The sequence below is a fragment of the Pseudomonas sp. AFG_SD02_1510_Pfu_092 genome (assembly GCF_003331055.1).
GTDB lineage: Bacteria > Pseudomonadota > Gammaproteobacteria > Pseudomonadales > Pseudomonadaceae > Aquipseudomonas.
On record NZ_PUQD01000040.1, the window covers coordinates 27,683 to 47,216 of the forward strand.

Here is a 19,534-nt window from a genome sequence, read left to right on the forward strand (position 1 = left end):
TGGTTTATTTATTCGAGGGTGTCAAGGTAAGCTACGCGCCGCCGAGTGCCTGCTGTGACTTTGTTGGCAGTCGCCGGGCATCGCTTGTCGGTGACTCTGGTTTGGCCTTGGCGATGGCTTTACATACCCTTCATATATTTGTGGTTTTTACCTGGGCCACGTGAATCAAGGGTTGCAGCGATGTTCGAGTGGTTGCGCAAACTAACTCGAATGGATGGATCGACGTTCTAAACGGATGCAAGGAGGCATGATGGCACTTTGCCTAACTATCACCAGCTATCACAAGATTACCCCTGGACAATGTCCGGAAATGCGGCTGGAGAGCGGTGCCATCACTATTGGTCGCGCGGCCGACAATGACTGGGTACTTCCCGACCCGGAGCGGTTGGTATCGTCCCGGCATTGTGTGATCCAGTTCAAGGATGGCCAGTATTATTTGACCGACGACAGTACCAATGGCGTCGAGTTAGTTTGCGCGGGTATTCGTTTGCGTCGTGGTAACAGTGAGCCATTGATGGATGGCGAAGTTATCCGTATTGGTGAATACGAGATACAGGCGCGGATCGACGCGAGCCTGCCCGGCAGCCTCGAGGGCGAGCCCCAGGCGCACAGTTTCGAAGCGCTGATGGCCAACCAGGTGGCGGCCCCGGCCATGCCTGCCCCGGCGATTTCCGGTGCGCCGGCTGCGTTCCTGCAGGGGGCATCGAGCCACGACACGTTGCCTGACCTGTTCGACTTCCTCGGCCCGGCCAGCGTGCCGCCGGTCAGCCAGCCCGACCATGTCCCCGCCCAGCAGCATGACTTCCGTCCGCCAACCCCGCTGACGCCGCCGGTGCCAGCTGCCGCCCCGGCCGCGCCGGGGATGATCCCGGAAGACTGGGACCTGCTCGGCTCGACGCCGGCTGCAGCACCGGCAGTTGCACCAGCTCCAGCCCCGGCCCCGGCCCCGGCCCCGACTGCGGAAACACTACCGCCACCGCCTGCACCGCCGGTGGCAACGGCGGCGGTCGCGCCACCGGCCGCTGCGCCCGCGCCCGCCATGACCAGCGACGCGTTGTTGCAGGCGTTCCTGCGCGGCGCCGGCATCGAGCACCTGCGCATCGACGCCGCCGATGCTGCCGCGCAGATGGAGGCCATCGGCCGCAGCTACCGCCTGATGGTAGAGGGCCTGATCGACGTTTTGCGTGCGCGCAGCAGCCTGAAGGGCGAGTTCCGCATGCAGCAGACCACCATTGCCCCGGTGCAGAACAACCCGCTGAAATTCGCCCCCAATGCCGACGAGGCGTTGCTGTTGCTGCTGCGCCACGGCAACCAGGCGTTCATGCCGGCAGACCAGGCGGTGCGCGAGAGCTTCGATGATCTGCGCGCCCACCAGCTGGCGGTGATGGCTGGCGTGCAGGCTGCCATCCAGCACCTGCTGGCGTGTTTCCAGCCGGCCCGCCTGGAGCAGCACCTGGCACCGGCCGCCGGGCTGGCCAAGCTGTTCGGCGGCTCGCGCCAGGCGCATTGCTGGCAGCAGTTCACCGAGCTTTACGGGCAGATTTCCCGCGAGGCCGAAGACGATTTCCAGGAGCTGCTCGGCCGCGAATTCAGCCGCGCCTACCAGGCCCACAGCAGCCGTGCGCAACGTCGCTGAGTGCACCCCGGAAGCCCAAGGTACGTCATGAGGACAAGGATGAAAGCAATACCACTGGTAGCCGCCCTGAGCCTGGTGCTGCTCGCTGCCTGCAGCAAGGACACGCCTGTTGCCGCGGTCGCCGACGAGGTGCCGGAGCGCGCCGCCGTGACCCTGTATTTCAGCGCCGCCGCCGGGCTCAACCCGGGCCCTGGTGGCGCCCCGGCGCCGGTACGGGTGCGCCTGTTCGAGCTGAAGAACAGCGCCGCCTTCGCCCGCGCCGACTACTTTGCCCTGGCCGAACGCGCCCAGGCCACCCTCGGCGCCGACCTGATCGACCAGGACGAAGTGCTGTTGCAGCCCGGCGGGCAATTGCGCCTGGAGCGCCCGCTGGACCCCGCCACGCGCCACATCGGCCTGGTGGTCGGTTATCGCGAGATCGACCAGGCCCAGTGGCGCAGTGTGCTGCCAGTGCCGCCGCGCGACTACCAGATCAGCCTCGATGTGCGTGATGTGCGCAGCGCCGAGGCCACCCCCCAACCTGAACCTGCCCGCTAGGCAATCGGAGCCCCCATGTCCTGGAACAATCGCGTGGTCTGGTCGGAAGGCATGTTCATCACGACCCAGCATTTCCAACAGCACGACCGCTACCTCGAACACCTGGTAGATGCCCGCAGCCGGCCCTTGAGCGCGGCTGCCTGGGGCTTTTCCGAACTGCTGCTCGACCAGGGCCTGCTCGCCCAAGGCAAGGTGGCGATCATCAGTGCCCGCGGCCTGCTGCCCGACGGCACGCCGTTCGACATCCCCCGCGACGACCTGCCGCCGGCGCCGCTGGAGGTGCCCGACGCACTGCGCGATGGCGTGGTCCACCTGGGCCTGCCGCTCAAGCGCGCCGGGGCCCGCGACACCGTCGACGAAGGCGAGGCCAGCGCCGGCGCCCGCTACATCAGCCGGGTCAGTGAAGTGCGTGACGACAACGCACCGTTCGAGAACCGTGCCGCGCTGGCCCTCGGCAGCCGCGCCTTGCGCCTGCTGCTCAGCGAGGACGGCCTGAGCGACTACGCCGCCCTCGGCATGCTGCGCATCCGCGAAAAGCGCGCCGACCGTGCCCTGGTGGTGGATGACAGCTACATCCCGCCGTTGCTTGACGTCGCCGCCAGCCAGCAGTTGTCCGGCTTCTGCGGCGAGTTGCTGGGGCTGCTGCACCAGCGTGGCGAAGCGCTGGCCGGGCGGGTGGTCGCCTCGGCCAACGGCGGGGCGTCGGAGATTGCCGACTTCATGCTGCTGCAACTGGTCAACCGCGCCCAGCCGCTGGTCGAGCATCTCAACCAGCTGAGCCCGCTGCACCCCGAGCGCCTGTACAGCGAACTGGTGGCGCTGGCCGGCGAGTTCGCCACCTTCACCCGTGATGGCCGGCGCCCGCACAGCTTCCCGGTGTACCAGCACGACGACCTGGCAGCCACCTTCGCGCCGGTGATGAACGCGTTGCGCGAGGCCCTGTCGACGCTGATCGACAGCAAGGCGGTGGCGATTCCGATCGTCGAGAAGGCCTACGGTATCCATGTCGGCATGCTCGCCGACCGCAGCCTGCTCGACAGCGCCAGTTTCATCCTCGTGGTGCGCGCCGACGTGCCCAGCGAGACCCTGCGCAGCCGCTTCGGCCAACAGAGCAAGATCGGCTCGGTGGAGCACATTCGCGACCTGGTCAACCTGCAACTGCCGGGCATCGGCCTGCTGCCGTTGCCGGTGGCGCCACGGCAGATTCCGTTCCACGCCGGTGCCACCTACTTCGAACTCGACCGTGGCAGCGAACACTGGAAGCAGCTGCAGCATTCCGGTGGCTTTGCCTTCTACGTCGCCGGCGAATTCCCCGGCCTGAGCCTGGCCTTCTGGGCCATTCGAGGATAACCCGCGATGCACCCGGACGATCCGCTGGCCAACGACCGTACCCAGTTCATGCCGCGCCCCGGCGGCCGCGCCGCGCAACCGGCCCCGGCACCCGCGCCGTTGCAGGTGCCGGCCGAGCCGCTGGCGCCCGGCCAGGGCGTGGGCCTCAACCCGCTGGAGCAGGCCGCCGGGCCGTTGCTGGCCTTGCTTACCCGCCTGCGCAACACCATCGCCCACTCGGCGCCGGCCAGCCTGCGCGCGCAGTTGCTGGCCTACCTGCGCCAGTTCGAGACCCGTGCCGAAGCTGCCGGGGTGGCGCGCAACGAGGTGCTGCTGGCGCGCTACGCACTGTGCACCGCGCTGGACGAGGCGGTGCTCAGCACGCCGTGGGGCAGTGCCAGCGACTGGAGCCGGCAGAGCTTGCTGATCACCGTGCACAACGAGGCCTGGGGTGGCGAGAAGGTGTTCCAGCTGATGGAGCATTGCCTGCAAAGCCCGCGCGAACGCCTCAACCTGCTGGAGCTGCTGTACCTGTGCACCAGCCTCGGCTTCGAAGGCCGCTACCGGGTCATGAACGATGGCCGCGCCCAGCTCGAAGCACTGCGCGAGCGCGCCGCTGCGGCGATTCGCAGTGCCCGTGGCGAGCGCGAGCGCGAACTGTCGCCGCACTGGCGCGGGGTCACCGTCAACCGCGATCGCCTGGCCCAGTTCGTGCCGCCATGGGTAGGCCTGGCGGTGGCCGTGGCGTTGCTGTTGCTGCTGCTGTTCGGCCTGCGCCTGAAGCTGGCCGCCGATGCCGAGCCGGTGTTCCGTGGTATCCACGCGCTGGGCGAAATCCCGGTGCAAGCCATGGACCGCCCGGTGGTGCAGCCCAAGCCGGTGCAGCGCCCGCGCCTGGCCGGGTTCCTTGCCGAGGACATCAAGGCCGGCCGGGTCGCGGTCGAAGATGCGGTGGACCGTTCGGTGGTGACCATTCGCGGCGACGAGCTGTTCGCCAGTGCCAGCGCCAGCATCAAGGGCGATTTCCAGCCGCTGATGCTGCGCATTGCCGAGGCCGTGGCCAAGGTCAAGGGCAATGTGCGGGTGACCGGGCACAGCGACAACCAGCGCATCGCGACGCTGCGCTTCCCGTCCAACTGGGCCTTGTCGCAGGCGCGTGCCGAAGAGGTCAAGGGCCTGCTCGCCGCGCGCACCGGGCAACCTGAGCGCTTCAGCGCCGAAGGCTTGAGCGACACCGAACCACTGGCGTCGAACGACACCGCGCAAGGCCGGGCGAAGAATCGCCGGGTTGAAATCACCGTGCTGGCGGAGGGCGTCGAGTGAAGGCGTTTTTCAGTTTTGTCATTCGCTGGGTGATCCCGCTGCTGGGCCTGATCGCCCTGAGCCTGATCATCTGGTTCGTCGGGCCGTTGCTGGAAGCGCTGACGCCGCCCGCACCGCGCTGGCTGCTGATCGTCCTGCTATTCGCCGTGTGGGGCGCCTACCGCGCCTGGCGCATCGTGCAGGCGCGCCGGCAGGCTGCCAAGGTCATGCAGAGCCTGGCCGCCGAGACCGCCCCGGACCCGGCCAGCGTGGCCACCGCCGAAGAGCTGGCCGCCCTGCGCCAGCGCATGGACGAAGCCCTGGCGCTGCTGAAAAAGGCTCGCCTGGGCGGTGACGAGCGGCGCAACCTCTACGAGCTGCCGTGGTACGTGATCATTGGCCCGCCCGGTTCCGGCAAGACCACTGCGCTGGTCAATTCCGGCCTGCATTTCCCGCTGGCCGCGCAACTAGGCGAGGGCGCCATCCGTGGGGTAGGCGGCACGCGTAACTGCGACTGGTGGTTCACCGACCAGGCGGTGCTGCTCGACACCGCCGGCCGCTACACCACCCAGGACAGCCACGCCCAGGTCGACAAGGCGGCCTGGCTGGGCTTCCTCGACCTGCTCAAGACCCAGCGCTCGCGCCGCCCGATCGACGGTGCGTTCATTGCCATCAGCCTGTCCGACCTGCTGCTGGGCAGCGACGCCGAGCGTGCCGCCCATGCTGTGGCGATCCGCGCGCGCGTCCAGGAGCTGTACAGCCAGCTGGGTGTGCGCTTCCCGGTTTACCTGATGCTGACCAAGCTCGACCTGGTGCCGGGCTTCATGGAGTTCTTCGACAACCTGGGCAAGGACGAGCGCGCCCAGGTGTGGGGCATGACCTTCCCGCTGGATACCCTCGAGCAGGGCGCTGATGGCCCGTTGGCGCAGTTCGACAACGAGTTCGGCCTGCTCGAACAGCGCCTTGGCGAGCGCCTGGTCGAGCGCCTGCAACAGGAGCGCGACCCGGCCCGGCGCGACCTGATCTACGGCTTCGTGCAACAGTTCGCCGCCCTGCGCGGCAACCTCAAGGGCTTCCTCGATGGCATCTTCAAGCCCAACGCCTTCGAGGCGCGGGCGTTGCTGCGCGGTGTGTATCTCACCAGCGGCACCCAGGAAGGCAGCCCCATCGACCGGCTGATCGGCAGCATGGCCCAGAGCATGGGCCTGGACCGCGCGCAGCTGGCGCGCCAGAGCGGTAGCGGGCGCAGCTATTTCATCGAGCGGCTGTTCACCGCTGTGGCCTTCGCCGAGCGCGGCCTGGTCGGCAGCAACCCCAAGGTGGAACAGCGGCGCAGGTGGATCGCCCGTGGCGCGCTGGCCCTGAGCGTGGCGCTGGTGCTGCTGGTCGGCACCTTGTGGGCGCTCAGCTACCGCGCCAACCAGCAATACATCGCCGAGGTCGACAGCCGCCTGCAGCCGCTGGGCAAGAGCGTGCAAAGCCTGAGCCCGGCGCAGCGCAACGTGGTCGAGGTGCTGCCGTTGCTCAACGCCGTGCGCCATCTGGCCGACGACCCACCCGGCTGGGCCGAGGGCCTGGGCCTGTACCAGGGCGACATGCTCGAAAGCGAATCGCAAAGCCTGTACCGCAAGCTGCTGATCGCCATTTTCGCCCCGCGCCTGGTCACCCGCATCGAGGAGCAGCTGTACGCCGGCGGCCCGTCGGACTACCTCTACGAAGGGCTCAAGGCCTACCTGATGCTGGCTGACGGCGAGCACTACGACGCGGACTTCATCAAGGCCTGGATCACCCTCGACTGGGAGCGCCAGCTGCCTCGCGACCTTGCCCCTGAGCTGCGCCAGGCCCTGGAGCAGCACCTGGCGGCGCTGTTCGACAAGCGCCCGCCAAATGCCCGCCTGGACCAGCGCCTGATCGACGACACCCGGCGCCAGTTGCAACAGCTGCCGGTGGCCCAGCGCGTCTACGACCGGGTCAAGCGCCAGAAGCTGCCGGCTGGGGTCGAAGACTTCCGCGTCAGCGACGCGGCCGGTCGCGATGCCGCCCTGGTGTTTCGCTTCAAGAGCGCCAAGCCGCTGAGCGAGCCGCTGCCGGGGCTGTTCACCGTGCAGGGTTACCGCCAGGCGTTTCTGGCTGCCAGCCTGGCGCAGAGCACCACGCTCGCCGAAGAGCGCTGGGTACTCGGCCGCGCGCCGGGCGAGGCGGGCGATGCCAGGCGCCTGGCCGACGATGTGCAGCAACTTTATTACCAGGATTACATCCGCCACTGGGACGCCCTGCTCGATGACCTGGACTTCGTGCCGATCACCAGCGTCGGCCAGGCCGCCGATGTGCTGCGGGTGCTGTCCGGGCCGAGCTCGCCGATGAAGCAGCTGCTGCAGGCGGTGGCGCGGGAAACCAACCTGGCGCAGCCGACCACCCTCGACAAGGTCCAGGACAAGGCCCAACAGGCCGGTGTCGACCAGTTGCGCCAGCGCCTCGGCGGCCTGCTCGGCGACGCCCCGCTGCCGGCCGACAGCCCCGCGGCCCGCACGCAGGACCCGGTGACCGCGCACTTTGCCGAACTGGCTGCGCTGGTGGACAGCGGCGAAGGCCAGCCGGCCGCCATCGACGGCCTGCTCACCGACCTCAACGCGCTTTACGTGCAAGTCAGCGCCATGGTCGGTGCCAGCGGCGACGCCCTGCTCGGCGAGGCCAAGAACCAGGCCCAGGCGGCGGCGCAACGGGTTGCCCTGGGCGCGGCGCGCCAGCCCAAGGTGGTGCAGAACCTGGTCAGCTCGGTACTCGGCGCGACCCACGGCGTGGTCATGGGCGGGGTGCGCAACCAGCTCAACGCCGCCTGGGCCAGCGAAGTGCTGAATGTCTACCGCCAGTCGCTCAGCGGCCGCTACCCGATGGTCGCCGGCAGCTCGCGCGACGCCACCCTGGAAGACTTCGGCCAGTTCTTCGGCGTTGGCGGGGTGATGGACAGCTACTTCCGCAAGTACCTGCAGCCCTACGTCAATACGTCCAGCACACCCTGGAGCTGGCAGCCGGGCGCGGCGCAGAAGCTTGGGATCAACAGCAACGTGCTGTACACCTTCCAGCGCGCGGCGACCATTCGCGATGCCTTCTTCCGCAGCGGCAATGGCCTGCAGCCAGGCGTGCGCTTCGAGCTCAAACCAGTGGCGATGGACGCCAGCATCACCCAGTTCCTGCTCGACCTCGACGGCCAGCAGGTCAGCTACGACCACGGCCCGAGCCGCCCGGTGGCGCTGCAATGGCCCAACCCCAACAGCATCGGCGTGGTGCGCCTGGCAATTGCGCCGCCGGCGGCCAGCGGCCGTTCCGGGTTGACCATGGAAGGGCCGTGGGCGTGGTTCCGCCTGCTCGACCAGTCCGACCTGGTGGCCGGCAGCTCGCCGGAGCGCTTCAACCTGCGCTTGCGCGTGGACGGCGCCAGCGTGTCGTACGAGCTGCGTGCCAGCAGCGCCTTCAACCCGTTCCGCAGCCGAGTGGTCAGCGGTTTCAGCCTGCCGGAGCGCCTGTGAACGACGTGGGTTTCTACGGAAAACTGGCCTGTCGCGGCGACTTCGTCAGCCGTGGCCTGCCACAGAGTTTCATCCAGCCCTGGGACCAGTGGCTGGCCGCCGGCATCCAGGCCAGCCAGCAGGCGCTCGGCGAGGGCTGGCTGCAGGCCTACCTGGTCAGCCCGTTGTGGCGCTTTGCCCTGGCGCCCGGGGTGTGTGGCCCGGATGCGGTGGTCGGCGTGCTGATGCCGAGCATCGACCGGGTCGGGCGCTACTTTCCGCTGAGCGTGGCGCAGCTACTGGAGCCCGGCGTGGCGCTCGCCAGCATCGTTGGCGGCGCGGATGAATGGTTCGAAGGGGTCGAGGCGGCGTTGCTGGGCACGCTTGAAGCGGAGGCGACCTTCGAGCATTTCGCGGCAGCCCTGCAGCCTTATCGCGACGCCCGGCCGCTGTTGCAGGGGCCACGGCTGACCGTGGGTGGCTTGCAGCTGCTGGACGGCACCACCGCGCAAGGCCGGGCATTGGCCCTGGCCGAATGCGCCTGTGACGGCATGAGCCTGTGGTGGGGGCAGGGCAGCGAGCGGATCGCGCCAGGCCTGTTGCGCAGCCAGGGCCTGCCACGCAGCGAGCAGTTCGCCGCGTTTTTACTGGGCAGCGAGGTGAGGCCGGCATGAGCAGCGTGCGCTACAGCGCGGCCAGCTACAGCCATGTCGGCATGGTCCGCAAGATCAACGAAGACGCCTGCCTGGAGCTGACCTGGGATGGCCTGTGGGCCGTTGCCGACGGCATGGGCGGGCATGCCGCCGGCGACTATGTCAGCAGCCTGGCGGTGGACAGCCTGCGCCAGTTGCCGCTGATCGATGGGCTGGAGGAATTCACCCAGGCCGTGCGCGACACCCTGGCCCGGGTCAACCGCGCGGTGCGCGAGGAAACCCTGCGCCGGGGCGTGGCGATGATGGGTAGTACCGTGGTGCTGCTGGCCGCACGCGGCGACCGCGCCGTGGGCCTGTGGGCCGGCGACAGCCGCCTGTACCGCCTGCGCGGCGGCCGCATCGAGCGCCTGTCACATGACCACAGCTATGTCCAGGAACTGCAGGACAGCGGCCTGCTCAACGAGGCCGAGGCCCGCGTGCACCCACGCGGCAACATCGTCACCCGCGCCATCGGCGTCGAGGACCAGCTCGACCTGCAGGCGGTGAGCGTGCAGGTGCAGCCCGGCGACACCTACCTGTTGTGCAGCGATGGCCTGAACAAGACCGCCGAAGACCACGAGATCGCCGATGTGCTCGGCCACGCCGACCCCTACCAGGTGGTCCGCAGCCTGGTGCACCTGGGGCTGACCCGTGGCGCGCCCGACAACATCACCGCCGTGGTGGTGAAGGCGAATTGAAGAGCACCCTGAACATGCAGATTCCCGGATTCGACATCGACAGCGAGATTGGCCAGGGCGCCATGGCCAGTGTCTACCTGGCCACCCAGCGCTCGCTGCAGCGCAAGGTGGCGCTGAAGGTGATGGCCGCAAGCCTTGCCGCCGACCCCACCTTCTGCGAGCGCTTCCTGCGCGAAGGGCGCACCCTGGCGCGGCTGTCGCACCCGCACATTGCCACCATCCATGACATCGGCAATGTCGGCGAGCTGTACTACATGGCCATGGAGTACCTGCCCAGCGGCACCCTCAAGGAGCGCATCGCCGCCGGGCTTGCGCCTGAGCAGGGCCTGCTGTACGTGCGGCAGATCGCCCAGGCGCTGGGCTATGCCCACGCCCAGGGCCTGGTGCACCGCGATGTGAAGCCGGCCAACATCCTGTTCCGCGCCGACGGCACGGCGGTGCTCTCGGACTTCGGCATCGCCAAGTCGCTGGATGACCGCACCCAGTTCACCCAGGCCGGTTTCGCCGTCGGCACCCCGAGCTACATGAGCCCGGAGCAGGCGCGTGGCATGGACATCGACGGCCGCGCCGACCTGTACGCGCTTGGCGTGGTGCTGTACGAGATCCTTGTCGGCGAGCTGCCGTACCGTGGCACCGATGCCTTGTCGACCGCACTGGCGCACCTGACCGAGCCGCTGCCGGAACTGCCGATCGAGCATGGGCGCTACCAGAGCATCCTGCGCGGGCTGCTGGCCAAGGACCCCGAGCAGCGCTTTGCCGATGCCGCCGCGCTGTTGGCGGCGCTCGACCGCTTGCCTGTCGATGACCCGGACAGCACAGTGATCCGGCCATTGCCAGTGGCGATGCCGGGCAAGGCTGAGCTGGGCGGACTGACGCCGGTATCCATCGATATCCCGCAGGCCGTGGCTGCGCCAGTCGCCAGCCCCACGCCTGCGCCCGAGCCGACCCGGCCGCAACCGAGTGCGCCAGCGCAAGCCGGCCCGGGCAAACCGGCCAAAGCGCTGCTGGCCGTGGCCATCGCTGCGGCGCTGGGCCTGGGCGCGACCTGGTTGTGGTGGCCGGCGGATAGCGACCAGCCGGCTGCGCCGCCGCCCGTGGCGCAAGCCGCCAGCCAGGCGCAGACGCCGGCCACGCCGCCACTCGCCGCCAGCGAGGACGGCCGGCCATTACTGATGCCGGGCAAGAAAACCCTGTTCCAGCGCGTGCTGAGCAAGCCCGAGGCGCAACTGCTGGCGCGGCCCGGCGACAGCGCGGGTGAGCCCCTGCCGGCGTTCTCGGTGCTGTACGTGTACCAGCGCAAGGACATCGACGGCCAGCAATGGCTGGAAGTTGGCGCCTCCAGCGCCGGCCAGCGCGATGGCTGGTTGCCGGCGACCCAGACCAGTGACTGGAAGCAGAGCCTGGTGCTCAAGTTCACCGAGCGTTCCGGCCGTTCACCGGTGATGTTCATGCGCCAGGCCGATGACCTGCAGCAGCTGCTCGACGACAGCGGCAAGGCCCGCGCCGAGCTGCTCAAGGCGCAGCAGCAGCCGGAACAGGTGCCCCAGGTGCTGGCGCTGGAACCGACCGCCAGCGCGGTGCCGCAGAACCAGTTCTACCTGATGCCGATCTTCGACTACCGCGAAAGCTTCGGTGCCGACGGCCAGCCGGTGCAGTTGCTCAATGTCGCCTCCATCGACCCCGGCAGCCGCGCCCGCAGCCAGGCGGCCACGGCTGCCGGCGCGGCGCTGGCGGCGGACAACCGCTTCCGCACCGGCATCGTCCTGGTGGTCGATACCTCGGTGTCGATGCAGCCCTACATCGACCGCGTGCGCCAGGTGGTCAGCGAACTGCAGGCGCAACTGGCCGCGCGTGGCGAGCTGGACAATGTCAGCTTCGGCCTGGTGGGCTTTCGCAACAGCGTCAAGCGCACCCCCGGCCTGGACTACCTGAGCAAGACCCTGGTCAGCCTGGAGCAGGGCCGCGACCCGGCGCGCTTCCTCAAGGCCGCCGCGCAGGTCAAGGCCACCAGCGTTTCCAGCCATTCGTTCAACGAAGATGCCTTCGCCGGGGTGATGCAGGCCGTCGAGGGCATGGACTGGTCCGGCTACGGCGGGCGTATCGTGCTGCTGGTCAGCGATGCCGGCGCGCTGCGCAAGAACGACCCCTACAGCAGCACACAGATGAACGAGGCCGAGGTACGCCAGGCTGCGCTGAGCAAGCAGATCAAGATCTACGCCCTGCACCTGCGCACGCCAGTCGGGGCGAACAACCATGGCGCAGCCGAAAGCCAGTACCGCGTGCTGACCGCCGACAGCAACCCGCAGATCGGCGACCTCTACGTGGGTGTGCCGGGCGGCGATGTCGGGGCCTTTGGCGAGCGCGTGCGCGAAATCGGCTCGACGTTCGCCGAGCTGGTGCACCAGGTGCGCCAGCAGCAGCCGCAGCCGTTGCCGCAGCTGAACGCCGGGGCAACCCTGGCGGCCAAGACCCAGGCCATCGGTTATGCCATGCACATGGACTTCCTCGGCCGCGCCGGCGCCAGCCAGGCGCCGCAGCTGGTCAGCGCCTGGGCCGCCGACCGCGACCTGAGCAACCCGGCATTGCCGAGCCTGCAAGTGTGCGTGATGCTGACCAAGCTGCAGCTCAACGACCTGCAACAGTCGCTGAAGCTGATCGTCGATGCCGCGCGCAAGACCCGCAGCTCGCCGGGCGACTTCTTCAACGAGATCGCCAGCGCCAGCGCCTACATGAGCCGCGACCCCGGCGCCCTGCGCAAGGGCGCCAACCTGGCCCAGGGCGGGGTGCTCGGCGAATACCTCGAAGGCCTGCCGTACCGCAGCAAGTCGCTGAGCATGACCGAGGACCTGTGGCTGTCGCTGTCGGTGGCCGAACAGGAGGACTTCATCGACGAGCTGGACTCGAAGATCCGCCTGTACGAAACCTTCCACAACGACATGGCCAACTGGGTGCGCTTCGGCAAGGCCGAGCCCGGCGATGCCCTGTACCGTGTGCCGTTGTCGACGCTGCCGTGATGATCAGCCTGCACGGGGTGCGCAAAACGCGCGGGCAGGGCGCCCAGCGCTACAGCCTGCAGATCGACCGGCTGCAACTGGCGGCGGGCGCGCGGGTGGCGCTGGTAGGCCCCAGCGGCTGCGGCAAGAGCACCTTGCTCGACCTGCTGGCGCTGGTCCTGGCGCCGGATGCCGCCGACGCTTTCGTCGTCGCTGGCAGCGACGTGGCCGGGCTGTGGCAGCAGGGCCGCCTGGACCGCTTGGCAGCGCTGCGCAGCCGCCAGCTGGGCTACGTGCTGCAGGCTGGCGGGTTGCTCGGCTTTCTCGATGTGCGCGGCAATATCCGCCTGCCCCGGCAGCTGCTGGGGCTGGCCGAGGACGGCAGCGTCGAGCGCCTGGCCGAGGCGCTGGATGTGCACGATCAACTGGCCAAGAAGCCTGCCGCGTTGTCGCTGGGGCAACGCCAGCGGGTCAGCTGCGCCCGCGCCCTGGCGCATGCGCCAGCGTTGTTGCTGGCCGATGAACCTACCGCAGCGCTGGACCCGGTGAACGCCGAGCGGGTCATGCAGCTGCTGCTGCGCGAGGCCCAGGCACGCCAGGTGACCTGTGTGCTGGCCACCCATGACGAAGCATTGGCACGCCGGGCCGGGTTGAGCGTGCTGCGCATGGCCTGCCGCCGCGATGCCGACGGCGGCGTCACCGCCACACTGGGGCAGGCCTGCTGATGCGCCCGTGGCTGATCGCCGGCCTGGCCTGGCAGGACTACCGCAACGATGCGCGGCTGTCGGCGTGCAGCGTGCTGGCGCTGGTCGCGGTGATCGCACCGTTGTTGGTGCTGTTCGGGCTCAAGTTTGGCCTGGTCGGCAGCCTGACCGAGCGCCTGCAACGCGACCCGGCGGTGCGCGAGATCGTGCCGCTGGGCGGTGGTCGTTTCCGCGCCGATTTCATCCACGCACTGGCGCAGCGACCGGACGTTGCCTTCGCCATCGCCCGCACCCGGCAGATCGCTGCCACTGCCGAGCTGTTGCTGCCGGCACGTGGGCGTGCGGTGACCGTCGAGATGCTGCCGACCGCCGCCGGCGACCCGTTGTTGCAGCAGGTGGCGCCGCCGCAGGGGCTGCAGCAGGTGGTATTGAGCTTTACCGCCGCGGAAAAGCTCGGTGCCACGGCCGGTGACGAGCTGCAGGCCAGCTTCAGCCGCCAGCAGGCCGGCCAGCTGCAATGGCGCCAGACCCGCCTGCAGGTGGCGGCGGTGCTGCCGCTGGCGGCGTTCGAGCGCGATGGCCTGTTCGCCTCCCTGGCCCTGCTCGAGGCGGTCGAGGACTACCGCGACGGGCGCGGCGTGCCGGCGCTGGGCTGGCCGGGCGAGGCCGCAGGCAGCGATGCCCGGCGGGTGTACCCGGCGTTTCGCCTGTATGCCCGGGGCTTGGCCGATGTCGAGCCGCTGCGCGCGTATTTCGCCGAACGCAAGTGGCTGGTATCGACCCAGGCGGCGCAGATCGCCCAGGTGCAGGCGCTCAGCCGCAACCTCGACCTGGTGTTCTGGATCATCACCAGCCTGGCCGTGGCCGGTGCCGTGGCAGCCGTCGCCGCTGGCGCGGTGGCGGCGGTACAACGCAAGCAGCGCGAACTGGCGGTGCTGCGCCTGCTGGGGTTCGGCACGGCGGCGCTGCTGCTGTTCGTGGTGCTGCAGGCGCTGTACAGCGGCGTGCTGGCGGCGGCGGTTGCCGGCAGCCTGTACCTGCTGGCCGAGCAGGGCCTGAACCGAATATTCACGCAGGTGCCCGGCGAATACGCCAGCCATCTGTTGCCGATGCATTACCTCGTTGCGTTGTCTGCGGTGCTGCTGGCCAGCACCGCCGCCGCTGCCCTGGGCGGCTGGCGGGTGACGCGCATCGATGCCAGTCAAGGAATCCGTGATGTCTGAACTTCGCCTTGGGGCTGCGACCCTGTTGTTGACCACGCTGGGCCTGGCAGCCTGCTCGCCAGGCGCCGAAGAGCCGCCTGCCAAGCCGCAGGCCAGCGCTGCCAGCGCCCCGGCACAGGCCCCGGCACAGGCACAGGCACAGGCACAGGCACAGGCACAGGCAGTCGACACCAGCAAGCTGGACAACCCCAAGCCGTTGCCGGGTGACGTCAGCCTGCCGCTGCCGTGCGGCGGCGAGCTGGTGCTGCGCAGTGTCTATGTGCTGGCCCAGGGCAGCCTGGACGACCGCGAGGTCAACCTCGGCTACCCATTCAGCGAGGGCGAGGCCGGCTACCAGCAGTCGTTCATTTCCGGCTACCGGCGTGACTTCATCAACGGCCAGTTCAGCCTCCACGACCTTTCCGCCGACTGGCAGAAAGCCGTGGCCCCGAGCCTGCCCAAGCTCGACCAGGCCGGCCCGCTCAAGCCGATGATGTATTTCATCGGCAAGTACGAGGTCAGCGCCCGCCAATACGCCCAGGTGATGGCCCAGGCGCAATCGTTGGCCAGCGGCGAGCCGGCGCCGGCCTGCCAGCCCGACACCGCGGCGGCCGGGCGCCTGCCCAAGGTCAAGCTGTCGCGTTTCGAGGCCGAGCGCTTTGCCGCGGTGTACAGCGCCTGGCTGCTCAAGCATCACCGCGAGCTGCTGCCGGTCAGTGGCCGCGGCAGCAAGGCCGAGGACGGCGGGGTCGGCTTCGTGCGCCTGCCCACCGAAGTGGAGTGGGAATTCGCTGCCCGGGGTGGCTCGGCGGTGAGCCGCCAGGAGCTGGAAGGGCGCCTGTTCCCGCGCAAGGTGCCGGGCAGTGACAGCGACGGGCCGCTGGCCGACTGGGCGGTGTTCAATCAGGTGGCCGGTGGCACCGGGCAGGCCGCCCGGCTGATGCCGATCGGCACCCGCCTGGCAAACCCGCTGGGGCTGTTCGATGTGATCGGCAATGCCGCAGAGATGGTCCAGGAGTCGTTCCAGCTGGTGCATGCCGGCCGCCTGCAAGGCGCCTATGGCGGCTTCGTGGTCAAGGGCGGCAATTACCTGGAAGGCGAGGGCACCTTGTTCACCGGCATGCGCCGCGAGTACCCGCTGTTCGGCGCCGACGGTACCGAGCAGCGCAACGAGACCACCGGCTTCCGGGTGGCCATCGGTGCCCTGTCGGCACCCCGTTCGCGCTACCAGGAACTGTTCGAGCAGTGGCAGAAACAAGGCCGCCTGACCAGCCTGACCGACGACATCGACGCCGCCCAGGACCCGACCAAGCGCCTGGACAGCATCATCGCCACCACCACCGACCCACGCCAGCAAGCCGAGCTGGGCCTGGTCAACGAAGAACTCAAGCGCAGTGTGTCGCTGCTCGGCCGCCAGCGCGAGGAAGCTGCCGGCAACCTGATCCAGTCCGCCGCGCTGGTGGCCGAGACCATCAACAACTACAACATCCGCCTGACCAACCTGCGCAACACCCAGGCCGAGGCCCAGGCGCGTGGCGACCAGACCAGCGTGCGCATGTACGCCGCCGCCATCAGCAACGGCCGCGCCGCCCTCGATGGCGCGGTGGCGATCTACATCGACAACCTGGCCAGTGGCACGCGCTACACCGATGCGGTGATCCAGGCGCAGTTCCAGCGGGTCAAGGAAGAACTCAACCGCAAGCCGGTCCTGGGCAACAGCCTGGTGAGCCGCGCGACCCTGTTCGTCCGCCACGTTGGGGAGTACCGCCAGAACCGGCGGGCCGACCCGGCGACGATCCTCAAGGAGCTCCTGGCATCGGCCGCGGCGCGGCCCTCGTAGTAGTGGCTTCTGCCTGACGTACCCGCGGTGGGCATGAGGCCCGCCGTTTTAACCAACCACGTGAGAAAGTGACATGTTCAAGACCCTCTTCACGGCTTCCCATGCCCGTTCCGCCCTGCTGCTCGCCGCAGGTTTCAGCACTGTCCTGGTCGCCGGCTGCTCCAGCTCGCCGGTATCCAAGGTAGGTGCCACGACCAAGGTCGAGTACTACCCGAGCTGCTACGAGCCGGTGCAGCACCTGCGTTCCACCGACGGTGACATGACCCGCTCGGTGGCCAGCGGTGCGGTTATCGGTGCCCTCGGCGGTGCCCTGACCGGCGCCCTGGTCGACGGCGACAACCGTGGCCGCAATGCCGCCATCGGTGCAGCAGGTGGTGCCCTGGTGGGTGGCGCGGCCGGTTACTACACCGAGCGCCAGAAGCAGATCAGCGACGACAAGCAGCGCATCGCCTCGTACGCCACCGATATCGACAAGAGCGCCGCCGACCTCGACCGCACCACGGCTTATGCCAAGGCTTCGCAAAGCTGCTATCAGCGTGAGTTCACCAGCCTGATCGAAGGCCGCAAGGCCAACCGCATCAACGACACCGAAGGGCGCAAGCGCCTGGCCGAGATCGTCTCGGGCCTGCAGGAGTCGAACAAGCTGCTGGCGACCGTCAATGGCCGCGTCGCGGAAAACCTCGACAGCTACACCCAGGCCTACGAGCAGGACCTCAAGCAGGTTGGCGTGGCCCGTACCGACGTAGCGACCGTGGCTGAACCGCCAAAGACCACCACCGGCAAGAAGAAAACCCAGGCCGTCAAGGTGAACAAGGCCGTGCCGCAAGAGGCTGTCGCCACCGAGAAGACCCTGCAGAAGGCCACCACCAAGAAGGCCGAGGCGCAACAGGTGGCCAACGCTGGCGTGGACCAGGTCAACAAGATGTGCCGCAGCCCCGACATGGGTGACTGGGCGCCGGTACCGTGCCCTAACGTTTAACCCCACGCTGCGTTGCGCTCGCGCCGCTGCACCCGCAGCCCGTGTGCAGATCGCCTGACCTGCCCGGGCCGCAGGTGCGCCGGCGCAGCGGCTTTTTGAAACAAGGAGAGTTGTCGTGACTGACCTGATGACCGGCGTGCTCGGCGGCTACCGGCAGCAAATGGCACGCCAGCGGTTGTTGCTGACCCTCGACCAGCAGAAGCTGTTCAGGGCCATCGATGCCGACCCGGGCATCGTCGGCGCTGGTGTTGTCTACATCGATGCCCAGTACAACGTGATCGTGCTGCGCGAATTCAAGCCGATCTGCAGCATCGCGCCCAAGCGCATCATCCTGCAGGAGGCACCCCCCTACACCTCGCCCGAACAGTTCATGACCCAGCTGCAAACCGGCGCGCGCGAGCGCAAGGTGGTCAGCGAGGCGATGAACGCGACCGCCACCTGCCTGTCGGCGGCGCTGGGCTGGATCGTCATGTTCAGCGGCACCGTCGCCGTGCCGTTCACCGGCGGCGCCAGCCTGGCCCTGACGGCGGTGGGTTACGCTGCGGCGGCGGCGGGCACCGGCCAGTGCATGATGGGCGCGTACCGTGTGTACAACGAAATGAACGACCCGGAGCAGAACGATTGGCTCGACAGCAATGACACCGTGCAGACCGTCATGAGTATTCTCGACGGCGTGGCGCTGCTGGGGGTAGGTGCTTCCGGGGCGAATACGGTGCGTTTTCTGCAAGTGCGCAAGGCGGCTACCGGCAAGAGCTGGAGCGAACTGTTCCACAACCTCAGCCGCCAGCAACGCAAGGCTTTGGCCAAGGAGTTGCTGCTGATCCGCCACCCTTCGCTGACTGCCAGGCAGTTGAAGTTGCAGCAAGCGGCGGGCACGGCGATCAAGCGCTTCACCCCGACGCAGATCCAGCATGCCACGCGGACCCTGATCCAGGATTCGATTGGCGCCTTGTCCGGCTTTGGCAGCAGCAGCTTCGTGCAATCCGTTGCCGTGGGGCTTTACGAGGAGATCAGCGAGTGAGTCGCGGCCAGGAACTGCAGCAATTTCTATCCCGCTATTTCGGCGTTTTCCTCGTTGAATTCTTTCTGTCCTGCCTGGCCATCGGTGGTTGTGTGTCGCTGGTGTTCTCCACCTGGCTGCGCAGCCCCGAGCGGGGGCTGTCGATGCTGGCCCTGGCGCTGGCCTGGGCAGTCAGCGCCGCGTCGCATATCGCCATGGTGCGCGGTTATGCGTGGGGCGTGCGCGGTGTGATCGGCATCAACGGGCTGGCCGTGTTGGCCGTGCTGCCCAGCTATGCCTATCGCCCACACATGGGCGCGTTTGTTTCGGTGCTGGTGTTCGGGCTGCTGGCCTTGCTGGTGATCAATAGCCAGCGCTACCGGGAGATGCGCGTGCGCCTGGCGGGTTACCGTGACATTCGCCGGGCCAACCGCCAGGCGGCAAAAGCTGGCAAGTGATGTTTAGCGAGGCTTCTGTATGAGTGTGCGCCGACTGCGTATGGGGCTGGGTGCCTTGTTGTTGTCACTGCTTGCCGCCTGCAACGGGCACAAGGTCGAGCGCGTGGTGGTTTACCAGAACACCGTCCATCACTGGCGCATCGAGCATGTCGTGGCACAGAACTGGCCGGTGGGGCCTCGGCAGTACTACGAGGTGTTTCTCAACGACCGCTTGCTAATCCTGCCGGCCAAGGTGTTCAACGACGAGCGTGACATTAGCGAGTTCGTTGCAGCGGGTGGTTTCGACATCAGCAACTGGCGCAATGACACGATCATCGTGGCGTTCGAGAACGTGCAAAAGCGCGAAGGCGGCAACGAGCATTTTGTTCGCTCGCTGATGATTACCCCGGAGTACAAGGACGGCGAGGTGATACTGACTGACATGGCGACCCACATGCAGATCGTGGTGCAGCGGGTGGAGGCGGTTGGGGAGGGGAAGTAGCGGTAATGAGCTTTGCATGGCACCGGCTGCGCCGGTGTTCGCGGCTAAAGCCGCTCCCACAGGTATAGCGTGGACCCCAAGCCAGCGCAGTACCTGTGGGAGCGGGCAAGCCCGCGAAGCAGGCGACGCGGTGGATGGCACCGGCTACGCCGGTGTTCGCGGCCATGGCCGCTCCCA

General features: G+C 68.2%; 15 protein-coding genes. All 15 read left to right on the plus strand.

Annotation, left to right across the window (positions count from 1 at the left end):
* Window positions 1–250 precede the first annotated feature (250 nt).
* Window positions 251–1,636: a type VI secretion system-associated FHA domain protein TagH gene (gene tagH, locus C6A77_RS16970; RefSeq protein ID WP_114170496.1), complete on the plus strand. Its 1,386-nt coding sequence runs from the start codon at window positions 251–253 to the stop codon at window positions 1,634–1,636.
* A gap of 39 nt (window positions 1,637–1,675) precedes the next feature.
* On the plus strand, window positions 1,676–2,173 hold the full coding sequence (gene tssJ / locus C6A77_RS16975) for a type VI secretion system lipoprotein TssJ (protein ID WP_114170497.1): 498 nt from the start codon (window positions 1,676–1,678) through the stop codon (window positions 2,171–2,173).
* A gap of 15 nt (window positions 2,174–2,188) precedes the next feature.
* Complete coding sequence (gene tssK, locus C6A77_RS16980) at window positions 2,189–3,523, plus strand: type VI secretion system baseplate subunit TssK (protein WP_114170498.1); 1,335 nt, start codon at window positions 2,189–2,191, stop codon at window positions 3,521–3,523.
* 6 nt (window positions 3,524–3,529) lie between these two features.
* A complete protein-coding gene (locus C6A77_RS16985; RefSeq protein WP_114170499.1) occupies window positions 3,530–4,825 on the plus strand; it encodes a DotU family type VI secretion system protein in 1,296 nt (431 codons plus the stop codon).
* On the plus strand, window positions 4,822–8,331 hold the full coding sequence (gene tssM, locus C6A77_RS16990) for a type VI secretion system membrane subunit TssM (protein ID WP_114170500.1): 3,510 nt from the start codon (window positions 4,822–4,824) through the stop codon (window positions 8,329–8,331). Before C6A77_RS16985 ends, tssM begins: the two co-directional genes overlap by 4 nt.
* Window positions 8,328–8,984 carry a type VI secretion system-associated protein TagF gene (tagF, locus tag C6A77_RS16995; RefSeq protein ID WP_114170501.1) on the plus strand — a complete coding sequence of 219 codons (657 nt, stop codon included), beginning with the start codon at window positions 8,328–8,330 and terminating at the stop codon, window positions 8,982–8,984. The genes tssM and tagF overlap by 4 nt, the downstream gene beginning before the upstream one ends.
* Window positions 8,981–9,700, plus strand: a complete 720-nt coding sequence (locus tag C6A77_RS17000; RefSeq protein ID WP_114170502.1) for a protein phosphatase 2C domain-containing protein — start codon at window positions 8,981–8,983, stop codon at window positions 9,698–9,700. The genes tagF and C6A77_RS17000 overlap by 4 nt, the downstream gene beginning before the upstream one ends.
* A gap of 8 nt (window positions 9,701–9,708) precedes the next feature.
* Window positions 9,709–12,714 carry a serine/threonine-protein kinase gene (locus C6A77_RS17005; protein ID WP_114170511.1) on the plus strand — a complete coding sequence of 1,002 codons (3,006 nt, stop codon included), beginning with the start codon at window positions 9,709–9,711 and terminating at the stop codon, window positions 12,712–12,714.
* Entirely contained in the window at window positions 12,714–13,418 is a 705-nt protein-coding gene (locus C6A77_RS17010; protein WP_114170503.1) for an ATP-binding cassette domain-containing protein, read from the plus strand. The genes C6A77_RS17005 and C6A77_RS17010 overlap by 1 nt, the downstream gene beginning before the upstream one ends.
* Window positions 13,418–14,620 carry an ABC transporter permease gene (locus tag C6A77_RS17015; RefSeq protein WP_114170504.1) on the plus strand — a complete coding sequence of 401 codons (1,203 nt, stop codon included), beginning with the start codon at window positions 13,418–13,420 and terminating at the stop codon, window positions 14,618–14,620. Before C6A77_RS17010 ends, C6A77_RS17015 begins: the two co-directional genes overlap by 1 nt.
* Window positions 14,613–16,439: an SUMF1/EgtB/PvdO family nonheme iron enzyme gene (locus C6A77_RS17025; protein WP_241507435.1), complete on the plus strand. Its 1,827-nt coding sequence runs from the start codon at window positions 14,613–14,615 to the stop codon at window positions 16,437–16,439. The genes C6A77_RS17015 and C6A77_RS17025 overlap by 8 nt, the downstream gene beginning before the upstream one ends.
* Before the next feature lie 73 nt (window positions 16,440–16,512).
* The gene (gene tagQ / locus C6A77_RS17030) at window positions 16,513–17,418 is read left to right on the plus strand and encodes a type VI secretion system-associated lipoprotein TagQ (protein ID WP_114170505.1); all 906 of its coding nucleotides are present in this window, start codon (window positions 16,513–16,515) and stop codon (window positions 17,416–17,418) included.
* Between the two features lie 127 nt (window positions 17,419–17,545).
* Window positions 17,546–18,439: an NAD synthetase gene (locus C6A77_RS17035; RefSeq protein ID WP_114170513.1), complete on the plus strand. Its 894-nt coding sequence runs from the start codon at window positions 17,546–17,548 to the stop codon at window positions 18,437–18,439.
* Complete coding sequence (locus C6A77_RS17040) at window positions 18,436–18,876, plus strand: hypothetical protein (protein WP_114170506.1); 441 nt, start codon at window positions 18,436–18,438, stop codon at window positions 18,874–18,876. The genes C6A77_RS17035 and C6A77_RS17040 overlap by 4 nt, the downstream gene beginning before the upstream one ends.
* 19 nt (window positions 18,877–18,895) lie before the next feature.
* Entirely contained in the window at window positions 18,896–19,357 is a 462-nt protein-coding gene (locus C6A77_RS17045; protein ID WP_114170507.1) for a hypothetical protein, read from the plus strand.
* Window positions 19,358–19,534 lie beyond the last annotated feature (177 nt).

Excerpts from the sequence above, each read along its gene's own strand:
- C6A77_RS17025 (WP_241507435.1), top strand. The coding sequence starts at position 14,613 with ATGTCTGAACTTCGCCTTGGGGCTGCGACCCTGTTGTTGACCACGCTG.
- tssK (WP_114170498.1), top strand. The coding sequence starts at position 2,189 with ATGTCCTGGAACAATCGCGTGGTCTGGTCGGAAGGCATGTTCATCACG.
- C6A77_RS17015 (WP_114170504.1), top strand. The coding sequence starts at position 13,418 with ATGCGCCCGTGGCTGATCGCCGGCCTGGCCTGGCAGGACTACCGCAAC.
- C6A77_RS17010 (WP_114170503.1), top strand. The coding sequence starts at position 12,714 with ATGATCAGCCTGCACGGGGTGCGCAAAACGCGCGGGCAGGGCGCCCAG.
- C6A77_RS17045 (WP_114170507.1), top strand. The coding sequence starts at position 18,896 with ATGAGTGTGCGCCGACTGCGTATGGGGCTGGGTGCCTTGTTGTTGTCA.
- C6A77_RS16985 (WP_114170499.1), top strand. The coding sequence starts at position 3,530 with ATGCACCCGGACGATCCGCTGGCCAACGACCGTACCCAGTTCATGCCG.
- C6A77_RS17035 (WP_114170513.1), top strand. The coding sequence starts at position 17,546 with ATGACCGGCGTGCTCGGCGGCTACCGGCAGCAAATGGCACGCCAGCGG.
- tagQ (WP_114170505.1), top strand. The coding sequence starts at position 16,513 with ATGTTCAAGACCCTCTTCACGGCTTCCCATGCCCGTTCCGCCCTGCTG.
- C6A77_RS17000 (WP_114170502.1), top strand. The coding sequence starts at position 8,981 with ATGAGCAGCGTGCGCTACAGCGCGGCCAGCTACAGCCATGTCGGCATG.
- tssJ (WP_114170497.1), top strand. The coding sequence starts at position 1,676 with ATGAAAGCAATACCACTGGTAGCCGCCCTGAGCCTGGTGCTGCTCGCT.
- tagH (WP_114170496.1), top strand. The coding sequence starts at position 251 with ATGGCACTTTGCCTAACTATCACCAGCTATCACAAGATTACCCCTGGA.